The sequence below is a fragment of the Aeromonas sp. 600527 genome, from assembly GCF_049175415.1.
In the GTDB taxonomy this organism is placed as follows: Bacteria; Pseudomonadota; Gammaproteobacteria; order Enterobacterales; family Aeromonadaceae; genus Aeromonas; species Aeromonas veronii_A.
This window is the reverse complement of the sequence record NZ_JAAKVA010000009.1, coordinates 127,327-139,876: the sequence shown is the minus strand read 5'-3', so window position 1 is coordinate 139,876 and position 12,550 is coordinate 127,327. Positions and strand designations below refer to the sequence as shown.

The 12,550-nt window shown below is 58.7% G+C and carries 13 protein-coding genes; 10 read left to right on the top strand and 3 right to left on the bottom strand.

The genetic code is table 11. The features are described from left to right. Positions 1-40 precede the first annotated feature (40 nt). Entirely contained in the window at positions 41-580 is a 540-nt protein-coding gene (locus G5154_RS13100) for a hypothetical protein (RefSeq protein WP_005342503.1), read from the bottom strand. A gap of 179 nt (positions 581-759) precedes the next feature. On the opposite strand from G5154_RS13100, the gene G5154_RS13095 reads away from it, so the two are divergent. The 5 genes from G5154_RS13095 to G5154_RS13075 all read left to right on the top strand — a co-directional run bounded on the left by G5154_RS13095 (position 760) and on the right by G5154_RS13075 (position 5,283). Then, positions 760-1,581, top strand: a complete 822-nt coding sequence (locus G5154_RS13095) for a helix-turn-helix transcriptional regulator (protein ID WP_288728174.1) — start codon at positions 760-762, stop codon at positions 1,579-1,581. A gap of 40 nt (positions 1,582-1,621) precedes the next feature. Continuing rightward, positions 1,622-2,257 carry a LysE family translocator gene (locus G5154_RS13090; RefSeq protein WP_421251009.1) on the top strand — a complete coding sequence of 212 codons (636 nt, stop codon included), beginning with the start codon at positions 1,622-1,624 and terminating at the stop codon, positions 2,255-2,257. A gap of 57 nt (positions 2,258-2,314) precedes the next feature. Then, a complete protein-coding gene (locus G5154_RS13085; RefSeq protein WP_368173774.1) occupies positions 2,315-3,445 on the top strand; it encodes an ABC transporter substrate-binding protein in 1,131 nt (376 codons plus the stop codon). A gap of 390 nt (positions 3,446-3,835) precedes the next feature. Then, complete coding sequence (locus G5154_RS13080) at positions 3,836-4,492, top strand: DUF3313 domain-containing protein (protein WP_421251010.1); 657 nt, start codon at positions 3,836-3,838, stop codon at positions 4,490-4,492. A 278-nt stretch (positions 4,493-4,770) separates the two neighbouring features. Continuing rightward, positions 4,771-5,283, top strand: a complete 513-nt coding sequence (locus G5154_RS13075; RefSeq protein ID WP_019445003.1) for a cupin domain-containing protein — start codon at positions 4,771-4,773, stop codon at positions 5,281-5,283. 103 nt (positions 5,284-5,386) lie between these two features. Here the strand turns inward: G5154_RS13075 and G5154_RS13070 are convergent, their stop codons facing one another. Beyond that, positions 5,387-5,887 carry a DUF1993 domain-containing protein gene (locus tag G5154_RS13070; RefSeq protein WP_421251011.1) on the bottom strand — a complete coding sequence of 167 codons (501 nt, stop codon included), beginning with the start codon at positions 5,885-5,887 and terminating at the stop codon, positions 5,387-5,389. Positions 5,888-6,198: 311 nt separating this feature from the next. Here G5154_RS13070 and ydfZ point away from each other — a divergent pair, with 311 nt between their 5' ends. From ydfZ to G5154_RS13050, 4 genes are all read left to right on the top strand, one after another. Further along, positions 6,199-6,396, top strand: a complete 198-nt coding sequence (gene ydfZ / locus G5154_RS13065) for a putative selenium delivery protein YdfZ (protein ID WP_005357022.1) — start codon at positions 6,199-6,201, stop codon at positions 6,394-6,396. Between the two features lie 204 nt (positions 6,397-6,600). Continuing rightward, the gene (locus G5154_RS13060) at positions 6,601-7,038 is read left to right on the top strand and encodes a DUF2846 domain-containing protein (protein ID WP_017788673.1); all 438 of its coding nucleotides are present in this window, start codon (positions 6,601-6,603) and stop codon (positions 7,036-7,038) included. Positions 7,039-7,248: 210 nt separating this feature from the next. Then, complete coding sequence (locus G5154_RS13055; protein WP_204384868.1) at positions 7,249-7,779, top strand: REP-associated tyrosine transposase; 531 nt, start codon at positions 7,249-7,251, stop codon at positions 7,777-7,779. Between the two features lie 411 nt (positions 7,780-8,190). Then, positions 8,191-8,337 carry a hypothetical protein gene (locus tag G5154_RS13050; RefSeq protein WP_158653277.1) on the top strand — a complete coding sequence of 49 codons (147 nt, stop codon included), beginning with the start codon at positions 8,191-8,193 and terminating at the stop codon, positions 8,335-8,337. A 465-nt stretch (positions 8,338-8,802) separates the two neighbouring features. On the opposite strand, the gene uvrD is transcribed toward G5154_RS13050, so the two are convergent. Then, on the bottom strand, positions 8,803-10,974 hold the full coding sequence (gene uvrD / locus G5154_RS13045; protein WP_421251012.1) for a DNA helicase II: 2,172 nt from the start codon (positions 10,972-10,974) through the stop codon (positions 8,803-8,805). 507 nt (positions 10,975-11,481) lie between these two features. Between uvrD and G5154_RS13040 the strand changes: the two genes are divergently transcribed. Then, the gene (locus tag G5154_RS13040) at positions 11,482-12,480 is read left to right on the top strand and encodes a BMP family lipoprotein (protein WP_005340803.1); all 999 of its coding nucleotides are present in this window, start codon (positions 11,482-11,484) and stop codon (positions 12,478-12,480) included. Positions 12,481-12,550 lie beyond the last annotated feature (70 nt).

Here is a 12,550-nt window from a genome sequence, read left to right as displayed (position 1 = left end):
CAGTCAGTTCCCCCTTCTCGGGGAGCTGACCCTCGCTCACTTATTCGAAACGATCCATATGGGCGAAGTTTTTGGCTTCGGCAACCCAGCCTTCACGTCCCTGCTTGTCCCTGATCTTCACCCACCACTGGCTCTTCGGCGTGGCAACATATTTGATCTGGTTGCGCTCGTAGTCATAGTCCAGGGTATAGGTCTTGCCCTTGTACCAGAACTGCATCGCCCCTTCCCCGAGACTGGCCAGCGTATACAGCTGTTCGCCTGCTTTCAGCTTGAGCAGCGGGCCTTCACTCTTGTCGTTATAACCGAGTGTGACCGGTTTAAGAACCTTGACTATCCCCGGCTGTTCGACGATGACGACACCCGTCAGTCCCTCTACATGCTGGCCGCGTGGCACCTTGAACAGGATGTTGGCGGCCAGCGAAGGCTCTGCTCTGGCGACCACCTCCTGTTTGGTTGTCCATTGCTGATAGGTACAACCTTCAAAAGGGCATCGGCCCCAGTCGTAATAGGGAACCTGTGGCTTTTCATCTGCACTCACCGCCACTGCAAAAAAAGACAACAGCGCCAATAACACTCTCATGAGTTTACCTGTGATAGGGGGTGGTGAATGGAGCCGCCAATATACTCCAGAGATAAAAACAACATCAAAGTTAAGGTTGATTAGCGGTGAGCATAATTGCGAGGTTGAGCAGGACTACTGCACGGCCGAAATACAATAATCTACAAGCCCAAAGCCTGTTTCTGGTGTATCTATAACCCATGAATACCACCGATTCCCTCATCCGCTACTGGCAATCCCCGCACCTGCCGGGTGTCGAGCTGTCACACTCCCACCACAGGGCGTTCAGCTACGGCCGCCATGTCCATCTCGACTACCATATCGGGCTGGTGCAGCGGGGTGGCCAGAAGTTTATCCACAAGGGGAACAGTCACCATCTGGTGCGCGGGGTGCTCTCTACCGTCAACCCGGATGAGGTGCACGACGGCCTCAGCCTGCTGCCGGAAGGGTACGAGGTGCGGGTCTTCGCCATCGATCCGCAGCAGCTGGCGCTCTGGCTGCCAGAGCAGCCTGAACCCTTCTTCGACAAGGGATTGCAGAGCCGCCCCGACCTCTATCAGGGCTTTGCCCAGCTGCACGGCTATCTCGACAACCCCAAGGCCGATGGCCTGCTTATCGAGAGCCAGCTGCTCGCCCTGCTGGGAGAGCTGCTGCATCTGGCCCCCGAGGTACACCAGTTGGCGGATCCCCAGTTGCGATTTCTGCGCGACTACCTGATGGCTACCCTCGACGAACCCCACTCGCTGGAAGAGTTGGCGGGTCTGCTCGGGCTCGATCGCTTCGCCTTCTTGCGCCAGTTCAAGAAACGCAGCGGCATGACCCCCTACGCCTGGCTGAAACGGCTGCGGCTGGAGCAGGGCAAGCGGTTACTGGCGAGCGGCATGGCGGTGAGTGAGGTGGCGCTGGCAGTCGGCTTCTTCGATCAGAGTCACTTTCACCACGGCTTTCGTCAGGCATTCGGTCTGACTCCCGCCGAATTTCGTGCCCAGATGCAATCTTTTACAAGCCGCCCCCCCTGCTGATCCGCCATGCTGGCTCTCCGTCGTTAAAGCGAGAGTTGTTATGCTGACCAGTCTGTTCGTTACCCTCGGCCTGATGCACCTTATTGCACTGGCCAGCCCCGGTCCCGATTTCGCCCTGATCCTGCGCACCAGCCTGCACCGGCCGACCGCCCTTGGTGCGGCGCTGGGCATCTCGCTGGCGATCATGGTGCACGCCACCCTTAGCCTGACCGGGATCAGCATGCTGATCGTCAGCCACCCGCTGCTGTTTATGGTGATCAAGTGCTGCGGCGCCCTCTATCTGGGCTGGTTGGGGTGGGGCGCCTTGATGGCGGCTCGCCAGCAGAGCAGTACCGTGATGGCCAACGCCGCCAACGAGCTGCATGGTTGGGGCAGGGGCGTGCGCACGGGCCTTGCCACCAATCTGCTCAACCCCAAGGCGCTGGTGTTCTTTATCGGTCTGCTGGCCGCCATGGTGACACCAGAGGTGGACGGGATGACCCGCAGCCTGCTGGTGGGCGAGCTCTTCATCATCTCCCTCTGCTGGTTCGGGCTGCTGGCGTGGAGCCTCTCCACCGATCGCGCCCAGCGCCTGCTGCTGCGGGTGCAGCGGCCGCTCAATCTGGTGACCGGCGTGCTGTTTGCTGTGGTCAGCCTCTCCATTCTGGCCAGCATGGGCGCTGAGCTGGTGGCCTGACGAGTCGGCGCATGGGCCTATACTCCAACAAGGTTTGCCTGTCAGGAGTGCCCGACCATGCGTCTACTGCCTCTTTGCTGGTTGCTGGGGATGACCCCGGCGCTGGCGGCCCCGGTTCAGCTCAAATTGCTGGAGTGGGGCTATCTGCCAGCGGGTTATGAACAACAGTTTGCCGACTACGCCAAAGCCCATGGGGTGGAGGCGACGGTCAGCCGGATCGAGCCGCTGCTGACTGATTTCGACAGCGTCTACCGCGCCCTGCGCACCCGCAGCGCCGATGTGGTGCTGCCGACCAGCTACTTCTACAAGGCCCATCACCAGCCGCTGTTCAAGCTGCTGCTCCCCATCGATTTCAGCCGCCTGCAGCACTACCCCGAGGTGAAGCCCGCCCTCAAGAACACCGAGTATGACAAGCAGGGGGAGCGCAACTACTCGGTGCCCTTCTCCTACGCCATGTTCAGCCTCGCCTATGACAGCAAGCAGGTGCCGCAAGCGCCCACCAGTTGGCAGGTACTCGCCAACAGCTCGCCGTCGGGCCAGTTTGCCGAGTTCTGCGACCAGTTCGAGCCGCTGCTCTTTTCGGTGCTGCTCTCGCTGGGCAAGTCGCCCGCCCTGTTTGCCAGCGGCGAGATGCTCGCCGACAAGACCTTGCAGCAAGAGGTGGAGCAGCAGCTCTCACAGCGGCTGCGAGCCAGTCGTGGCTTCTGGTTCAATCAGGCCAACCGCTGCGAGGATCTGCGCCAGCAGACCTTTGCCACCACCTGGGGGCTGGAGCTGGTGGAGTGCAACAAGCAGAACGATCAGCAGTGGCGGATCGCCATGGTGCAGGAGGGGGCCATCTATGCCCTCGATGCGATCTCCATTGCCCGCCATGTCGGGGATGATCCTGCACGGCTCAAGGCCGCCTACCTGCTGGTAGATTTTCTGCTGAGCGCGCCGCTGCAGCGCCAGATGCTGGTGGGCACACCCACCATCTCGGCCAGCAATATTGCCTCCCGGCCGCCCCTCAGCCCGCAGGAGCAGGCGGTGCTGCCGGATCGCCCGCTGCCGGAGTTTGACGAGCGGCTGCTGGTGCCCGCGTTGCCCGCCCATATCAAGAATCGCTACAAACGGATGGTGCAGCAGGCGATCGTCGCCAGCGGCAAAGAGGGGCTGGTCAAGCAGTGCCCCTGGGATCTCGATAACTGATGAATGAGCCTGCCGCTTCTCCGGCGGCAGGCAAGTTTGCGCAAGATGGCTGATGATCGGTCATCGCCCGTTCCAGGGCATTCCCCCGTTCAACTCACGCCGCTCGCTGGCCCCCATCGTTTGAAAAAACTGAGCGCTTTTCGCAGCCCCATTTAGCCGGATTAAACAACCGAACCCTCGCCAGATTGCCGTTCATACCCTGGCTGACCCTGTACAAAAGTGCCTCAATGGTGACAACTTGGATGTGAGCTGAACAATCCTGAACTGTCCCTTGTGGGAAGGTGATGAATAGGTTATTTGTCTGTGACATTGGCGGCATCCGGCACGGGTTCTCCAGCCATGTGGTGCGAAATCCACAGCAAAAACAAACAGTAAAATGCAGGAGCAAATATGAAAAAGGTCGTGATGGTTGCCGTGGCTGCGGCCCTTCTGGGTGGTTGCGCCGTCAAGAATCAGGTATCCCACAGCTTGCAGGCGATCCCGCTGACTGCCTTCCAGCCGAGCGAGAGCAACCCCAATCAGCGCGTCTACAAGGAGCCGGGCGTTGACCTGCGGCAATACAATGAGGTGCTGCTCGATCCGCTGCAGTTTATCCGGCAGGAGAACGGTCAGTGGTATCTGCTGACCGCCAATGAACAGAACCAGATCGGCCGCTACTACCACGACAAGTTCCAGAGCGAGCTGATCAAGCAGGGCGTCAAGATTGCCACCGCCCCCGGCCCGAAAGTCATGCGGATCCAGGCCGCCGTCACCAACTTCGACCTGACCCGCCCCGACCCTAAGCTGCGTGACCTGCTGCCGGCCAAGATCGCCATCAACGTCACCCGCGAAGTGATCGGCAAGGAGCCCTACCTGCTCAAGGTGGGCAGCATGGCCCAGTTGCTCGACTCCCAGAGCGGCAAGCTGCTGGTGCGGGTGATGGATGCCCGCGAGAGTCCGGATACCACCCACAAGGATGAGCCCATCACCGCCGGGGAGATGGAGAAGATGATCGACCAGTGGGCGGCCAGCCGCGCCAAACAGCTGGCGGACAATCTTGGGAAATAAGAGCGGGAAATAAGAGCGGAATGTCAGCCTCAGAAAACGGGTGCAGACAGATCGAGAGAGGGAGCCAGTGGCTCCCTCTTTTTGTCTCTATTTTTGCCCGCGCAACTGCCGGTCGCATGGCTGCGCAGCCCTTGCAGGATGGGAATTGACCCGCAGCCGAGTCCGTCTTTTCACCATCTGCTGCGAAGTGGGCTGACCGATTTCTGCTTTTCTCGCCCGCATTCTGGCAGTTAGGATGACCCTTCTCGTGACTGCATCCTCATGGAAAAGGAACCGCTATGAATCGCCACCCCTGCATCAAACACTGGAGCGAGCTGCAAGAGCAGACGCCGCGCTACTACTCCGGCAGTCAGGAGCCCTTGTCGCGCGGCTGCGCCCTCGGCAAACACTTCGGCTTTAGCCGCATCGGCATTCACCACGAGATTGTCGAGCCCGGCCACCGCACCAGCTGGCCCCATGCCGAGAAGACTGAAGACGAGTTTGTCCACGTGCTGGAAGGGACGCCGGATGTCTGGCTCGATGGCGTGCTCTATCGGCTGCAACCGGGCGACTCGGTCGGCTTCAAGGCCGGTGATGGGCTGGCCCACGCCTTTATCAACAACACCGAAGAGACTGTCCGGCTGCTTTGCATTGGCGATACCGATCGGGAGGACAACCGCATCCACTACGCCGTGCACCCCGAGCGCAATATCACCCTCGGCAAGCTGCACTGGGATGATGTGCCCGAGCGCGAATTGGGTGATCACGACGGCCTGCCTGACAAACTTCGCGAGAGCAACGGCCCCTTCTAGGGCGCTTGCCCTTCTGCGCACCAGCCCTGCACCACCCGACATAAAAAAGCCTGCCGCATGGCAGGCTTTTGCTCTCTGTTTGCCGCCTGTGGCGGCGCGGCGCTTATTGCAGGTTGAGCCCGCCCAGATAGTCGCGCTTGCCGAGATCGACCCCGGCGCGGCGCAGCAGGGCGTAGGCCATGGTGAGGTGGAAGTAGAAGTTGGGAATGCCGTACTCATGGACGCAGGTATGGCCATCCATCCCCTTGCCGCCCGCCCAGTGGGGCACGTAACGGCCGCTGGCGTACTGGCTGTAGTCCGCGTCCAGCTTGCCTTGCAGATAGGTGATGGTCTTGCCGATATGGGCGCGCAGATCGGCCATGGTTTTGGGGTCATCTCCCAGCACCGGCAGCTCGCTGTGGCTGGCGGTGGCGACCACGGCGCGGGCCGAATCGCAGCAGATCAGCACCTGCATGGACAGCGGCAACATATCGACGATCAGCCGCTCGCCGAAGAAGTTCTCCACGTTGAACTGCTTCGCCGTGGCGTGGGCCTCGGCCTTGACCAGACAGTGGTCGAGGTTGGTCAGCATCTTGATGAACTGGGCGGTAATGTCGCGATTCATGAGCACTCTCCATCTTGTTGGAACAGCGGCCCGCTTGCGCGGCCACAGTGAATGAGACTGGCTAATCGGCCACCAATATACCCCAACCGCTGCCGGGTTCGAGCCTACCACGACGAAAAGGGCAGGGCAGCGCTACTTCGCGCGACAGCCGTTGGCCAAGGGGCCATGCTCGCTTTTTGAACCTGTGAGTCCCTTATCGCCCCTTTTTTGATCTGTGACATAAATCACCTTTTTTCAGGGGCGTAGGCTGAATGCCGTTGTCCTGGACAGACGCCTGCGCATCCGCCAGGACACAATAAAAGGAGAATGAGATGAAGATCTATGACCGTAACCGCAATGTGCTGAACCAGGGTCAGCGCGTGATGATTGCCGCCACTGGCGCAGTCGATTTTCTGAAAGAGGCCCACACCGACAATATGACCCCCTATCAGGCGGAGCATGAGAAGTGCGTGCTGCTGGCAAACTCCGGTGAGCGCTACGCCCCCATCGAGTTGATTAGACTAGGCTGATCCATTTCCCTGTCACCCTACTCTTTACAATTCACCCGGCCGCCGCGCCCCATCTGGCGGCCGGGTTTCTGATTGCCCCCCCTTCATCCCACCAAATGCATGAAAATTGAGGCGGGTCACACCCCGACCGATTTGAGCGATTGTCAGCCTGCGCAGGCTCATGCGAACCTTTAGACCCCGTTAACTCACTAAAAAATAACGACTATGTTCAGGCAAATAATGATGAGTGCCGCCCTGCTGTCAGCGGCGCTGCTTTCCGGTTGTGCTTCCGTACCCATGGCCGATGCCACCGCAGATGCGCAGGCCAAGCAGTTTGTGGCGCCCAAGGATGCGGCCAACCTCTATATCTATCGCAACGAGACCTTCGGGGCGGCCGTCAAAATGCCGCTGCTGGTGGATGGTATGGCGGTCGGCGATACCGTGGCCCACACCTACATCCTCAAGCAGGTGACACCGGGCAGCCACACCATCACCTCCAAGTCGGAGAACGATGCCACCCTGACCCTCAGCACCGAGGCGGGTAAAAACTACTACGTCTGGCAGGAGGTCAAGATGGGCCTGCTGATGGCTCGCTCCAAGCTGAGTCAGGTCAGTGAAGAGGAGGGCAAGCAAGGGGTGATGGAGAGCAAGTTGGTTAAGTGACCAGAGGCTTCCACCAAAAACAAGGCGTAGCTCCACCAGTTACGCCTTTGCCCGAAAGTGGGTGTTCCAGATTTCCTGTCCATGTAGGTTCGATTAGCGAAGCGTAATCGGACGATCGCGTAATGGAATATCCGCACCATCACAGCCCGCAAGCAGATCGACGTGAGGCAAGACTATGCTTGGCTTTTCGGTCTCAACGAGGGGAAAAGGATGGCCAATTGGCGGCGGGCATGGTGGCCCGGAGGAACCTGGTTCTTTACCGTCAACCTGCTGGAGCGGCGCAACAACCGGTTGCTGGTGGAGCAGATCGACCTGCTGCGCCACAGCGTTGCCAAGGTGCAACAGGCTCACCCCTTCGCCATTCACGCATGGGTGGTGTTGCCCGACCATCTCCACTGCATTCTCTCTTTACCGGAGGGGGACACCGATTTCCCCCTGCGGTGGCGGCTGATCAAAAGCCACTTTTCCCGTGCCTTGCCGCTGAACGAGCGGCGCAGCCAGACCCGGCTACGCCACGGGGAGCGGGGCATCTGGCAGCGCCATTATTGGGAACACCTGATCCGGGATGAGCAGGATTACCGCCACCATATGGATTACGTCCATATCAACCCGCTCAAGCATGGTCATGTCACACGGGTGGCCGATTGGCCGTATTCCACCTTCCATCGTTACGTGGCGAGCGGCATCTATCCGCCGGATTGGTGCGGGTCGGTGGATGGGGTGCTGGGGGGATTGGAGTAGACCTCTAAAAGGGTTGCTCCGTTGTTAGTGTCCGATTACGCGAACGTCTTACGCGATCGTCCGATTACGCTTCGCTAATCGAACCTACGGTCCTGCGTCATTTAACAATATGAATATATTGTGGTTTTGTGCTTCTCTGAACGTTGGTGTATCACAAATAGTGATATATTTTCATTGACGGCTAGGTCACGATTGTCCATGATTCCGGTTACACATTTGACTCACAAATTGTAAGTTAAGGGTGTAAAAAAGGGCCCGAAGGCCCCTGGTTAGATCTGGTAGTACTGCACTTTGATTGCCTCTGGACTGGTACTCCAAGAGTAATCGTTGTAATCGTGCGGGACTGCACTAAGCAGAAGTAAAAACACAAATCCTACAAGCTTTTGCCTTAAAGCGTCTAGGAACCCTGATATGAGCCACCTGATCCACTTTGGAAGGGTGGCTTTATCATTTGTAGCCTTTGGTGTTGAACGACGTGAACGTCGTGGTCTTTTTGGCATGGATAACCTCCATCATTTGCCATGGGATGGACATAGTTTTGCCCGGGAAGGGTTTTGATACTTCGTTTATCACCATGAGTTGCTCCTCATTTGATGTAAAACCACTATATGTGGTGCTCCTGCCGCTTCGTAACACAAGATAATGGTGCAGAGACATAGTTGCAATGTGTGGATAACTGGCGTGCTGTGGATAAATTGTGAGTCCCACTCTGTCTGTGAGTATCCACTCACACTGAGCGGGTTTTCATCCGTCCGCTCCGCTAAATACAAGTCTCCCGATCAAGGATGGAAAATTTAAATAACTTTTTTTGCTTGCGAAAAGGGTGCTTTTTTAATAGCAAACTTAAGTTGAATATACCTTGTCCAATATGGGACAAATATTGTTCTTCCACAGCTTAAACACAGCTGTAGGTTCGAATAGCGAAGCGTATTCGGACGATCGCGTATTTAAAGTTGTCGCGATGGGTCATATAAAAATCAACCCGGCCTAAGCCGGGTTGGTTATTTCAAAAGGCAGGAAAAATCAGAGCGCTTCCAATCTGGCATACGCCGTCACCAGCCACTTGGCGCCGACGTCATCGAACTGGATCTGCACCCGGCTCTGCTGGCCGACCCCTTCGAAGTTGAGTACTACCCCTTCCCCGAATTTCGGATGGAGCACCCGCTGGCCGAGCTTGATGCCGCTGGCGTCGAAGCTCTGCTGCACCTCGTTCTGGCTAAAGCGGCCGTACTGGGTGGGGCGGCTGACCTGAGTGCGCAGCCGGATCTCTTCCAGACACTCGGCGGGCATCTCGCGGATAAAGCGGCTCGGCTTGTGGAACATCTCGCGGCCGTAGATGCGGCGGCTCTCGGCATAACAGATGTAGAGCTTCTCCATGGCGCGGGTCATGCCGACGTAACAGAGGCGGCGCTCCTCTTCCAGCCGGCCCGACTCCTCGGTGGATTGCTGGCTGGGGAACATGCCTTCTTCGACGCCGACCAGCAGTACCAGCGGGAACTCCAAGCCCTTGGCGCTGTGCAAGGTCATCAGCTGCACCGCGTCGGCATATTCGTCGGCCTGATTCTCGCCGGATTCCAGCGCCGCGTGGGCGAGGAAGGCGGAGAGATCGCTCATATCTTCCAGCTCGTCCGGGCGCTGGTACTGGCGGCAGGCGGTGACCAGTTCGTCCAGGTTCTCTACCCGCGCCTGGGATTTCTCGCCCTTTTCCGCCAGATACATCGCCTTGAGGCCGGAGTTCTGGATGGCGATATCCGCCTGCTGGTGCAGCGGCAGCAGGGACACCTGCTCCTCCAGCGCATCGATGAGATCGACAAAGCCGCGCACCGCATTGCCGGCGCGACCGGTCAGCACCTTGTCGTTGAGCAGGGCCTTGGCCGATTGCCACAGGTTGAGCCCCTGATCCCGGGCGTTGCCGCGCAGGATCTCGAGGGTGCGATCGCCGATGCCGCGGGTCGGGGTGTTGACCACCCGCTCGAAGCTGGCGTCGTCGCCGCGGTTGTTGATAAGCCGCAGGTAGGCCATGGCGTCTTTGATTTCCTGCCGCTCGAAGAAGCGCAGGCCGCCGTAGATGCGGTAAGGCATGGCGTCCTGCATCAGCGCCTCTTCCAGCACCCGCGACTGGGCGTTGGAGCGATAGAGGATGGCGCAGTCGGCCAACAGGCCGCCCTTTTCCTTCCAATCCTTGAGGCGGCCGACCACGAAGCGCGCTTCGTCCACCTCGTTGAAGGCGGCGTAGAGCGAAATCGGCTCGCCCTCGGCCCCTTCGGTCCACAGCTCCTTGCCAAGGCGCTCGGCGTTGTTGGCGATGACGCTGTTGGCCGCTTTGAGGATATTGGCGGTGGAGCGGTAGTTCTGCTCGAGGCGGATGGTCTCGGCCCCCTGATAGTCGGTCAGGAAGCGCTGGATGTTCTCGATCTTGGCGCCGCGCCAGCCGTAGATGGACTGGTCATCGTCGCCGACGATCATCACCTTGCCGCTGTTGCCCGCCAGCATCCGCAGCCAGGCGTACTGGATGCCGTTGGTATCCTGAAACTCGTCCACCAGAATGTTCTGGAAGCGGTCGCGGTAGTGCTCGAGGATGTGCGGCTTGTTCAGCCACAGCTCGTGGGCGCGCAGCAGCAGTTCGGCAAAATCCACCAGACCGGAGCGATCGCAGGTCTCCTGATAGGTCTTGTAGATCTGCTGATAGGTGCGGGTAACGGGGTCGCCGTAGAGGTCGATGTCACCGGGGCGCAGCCCCTCGTCCTTCTTGCCGTTGATGTAGCCCATCACGGCGCGCGGGGCCCAGTGCTTCTCGTCGAGGTTGAGCGCCTTGAGCACCCGGCGGATCAGCCGGTACTGGTCGTCTGAGTCGAGGATCTGGAAATCCTGCGGCAAGCCCGCATCCAGATGGTGGGCCCGCAGCAATCGGTGGGCGATGCCGTGGAAGGTGCCGATCCACATGCCACGCTGCGAGCTGCCTAACACCTTCTCGACCCGGCCGCGCATCTCGGCCGCCGCCTTGTTGGTAAAGGTGACCGCGATGATGGAGAAGGGTGAACAGCGTTCCACCTGCATCAGCCAGGCGATACGGTGCACCAGCACCCGGGTCTTGCCCGAACCGGCACCGGCCAGCACCAGCAGGTTGCTGCGGGGCGCCGCAACGGCATCTCTTTGCTTGTCGTTGAGCCCGTCGAGCAGGGTTGAAACGTCCATCACCACTCCTGTTTATTTATACAGGCGGGGATTATACGGCCATCCCCCCTGCCAGACCAAATCCAAACTCGGGGGGAGGGGCGAGATGGGGGCTTGCAGGGGCGCCGGTGCGGCCAATTTTGGCTGGCGCAGAGAGAACTGGACGGGGAGGTTTCCAGCTGTAGCCAACTCTTGCTCGCGCGGTTTGTGGGGATTTTGCGAGCCGGATCACGGGCTTGCCGGGGGGCTGGATGAATAACAGGGGAAAACGGTTTACAGTAACTTGCTGAACAATAAGAGAAATGTCGTTTGGGTCTTTTGGTTGTTAGCATAAAAAACTGAAAAGTAGCTAAAAAACAACTGCTTATAAGGTTATTTGCTTAGAATTCAAACCGTTAACGCAAACGTTTTTCCCTTATCATTTGCTTGACCCGCATCGGGGCTGACTTAGAGTAAGCCTGCGTGCTAGATAGCCTGCTCTGACAGGCAAGCAAGTTCCCTCACTTAATAACAATCAAGGATACGATCGTGACTAAAGTGCTCAAGCTGGCCACCGTGGCCTCCCTCACTCTCGCTGCTCTCTCTGCTCAGGCTGCTTCCGAGCCAGCCGTCATTTATGACACCGCGGGCAAGTATGACAAATCATTCAACGAAGCCGTGTTCCGTAACGGCGTCGAGCTCTACAACAAGGACAAGGGCGTCAAGGTCAAAGAGTTTGAACCCCAGAACGAAGCCCAGCGCGAGCAGGGTCTGCGTCGTCTGGCCAGCCGTGGCAACGGCCCGATCGTGGCGGTCGGTTTCAATATGGGTTCTGCGGTAGAGAAGGTTGCGACCGAATTCCCGAAAACCCAGTTCACCATCATCGACATGGTGGTCGACAAGCCGAACGTCCAGTCCGTCATCTTCAAGGAGCATGAAGGTTCCTTCCTGGTGGGCGCACTGGCTGCCATCGCTTCCAAGAGCGGCAAGGTCGGCTTCGTGGGCGGCATGGATATCCCGCTGATCCGCAAATTCCAGTGCGGCTACGAGCAGGGTGCCAAGTTCGTCAATCCGAAGATCGAAGTGTTCCAGAACATGGCGGGCTCTACCCCGGCCGCGTTTGCTGACCCGGCCAAAGGTGCCGAGCTGGCCAAGTCCCAGTTCGCCAAAGGTGCTGACGTGGTTTACGCCGCAGCTGGCGGTACCGGTATCGGTGTCTATCAGGCAGCCAAGGACAGCGGCAAGTTCGCCATCGGGGTGGACTCCAACCAGAACCACCTGCAACCGGGCACCATGCTGACCTCCATGGTCAAGTCTGTGGGTCTGGCCGCTTACCAGACCTGGGATGACGCTGCCAAAGGCGAGTGGAAGCCGGGTATCAAGAACCTGGGTCTGGCCGAAGGCGGTGTGGATTGGGCGCTCGACAAGGACAACGAGAAGCTGATCACCCCGGAAATGAAAGCCAAGGTGGATGCCATCAAGGCCGAAATCATCGCTGGCAAGGTCAAGGTTCATGACTACATGAGCGATAACACCTGCAAATACTAATTAGATAGTTGCTACGACTCTCAACGCACCACCGGCCCGCACGGGCCGGTTTTTAGTCTTATTTCATGAA

Coding starts and splice junctions, on each gene's coding strand:
- G5154_RS13090 (WP_421251009.1), top strand. CDS start 1,622: ATGCTGACCAGTCTGTTCGTTACCCTCGGCCTGATGCACCTTATTGCA.
- G5154_RS13080 (WP_421251010.1), top strand. CDS start 3,836: ATGAAAAAGGTCGTGATGGTTGCCGTGGCTGCGGCCCTTCTGGGTGGT.
- G5154_RS13075 (WP_019445003.1), top strand. CDS start 4,771: ATGAATCGCCACCCCTGCATCAAACACTGGAGCGAGCTGCAAGAGCAG.
- G5154_RS13055 (WP_204384868.1), top strand. CDS start 7,249: ATGGCCAATTGGCGGCGGGCATGGTGGCCCGGAGGAACCTGGTTCTTT.
- G5154_RS13095 (WP_288728174.1), top strand. CDS start 760: ATGAATACCACCGATTCCCTCATCCGCTACTGGCAATCCCCGCACCTG.
- uvrD (WP_421251012.1), bottom strand. CDS start 10,974: ATGGACGTTTCAACCCTGCTCGACGGGCTCAACGACAAGCAAAGAGAT.
- G5154_RS13050 (WP_158653277.1), top strand. CDS start 8,191: ATGAGCCACCTGATCCACTTTGGAAGGGTGGCTTTATCATTTGTAGCC.
- ydfZ (WP_005357022.1), top strand. CDS start 6,199: ATGAAGATCTATGACCGTAACCGCAATGTGCTGAACCAGGGTCAGCGC.
- G5154_RS13060 (WP_017788673.1), top strand. CDS start 6,601: ATGTTCAGGCAAATAATGATGAGTGCCGCCCTGCTGTCAGCGGCGCTG.
- G5154_RS13070 (WP_421251011.1), bottom strand. CDS start 5,887: ATGAATCGCGACATTACCGCCCAGTTCATCAAGATGCTGACCAACCTC.
- G5154_RS13085 (WP_368173774.1), top strand. CDS start 2,315: ATGCGTCTACTGCCTCTTTGCTGGTTGCTGGGGATGACCCCGGCGCTG.
- G5154_RS13100 (WP_005342503.1), bottom strand. CDS start 580: ATGAGAGTGTTATTGGCGCTGTTGTCTTTTTTTGCAGTGGCGGTGAGT.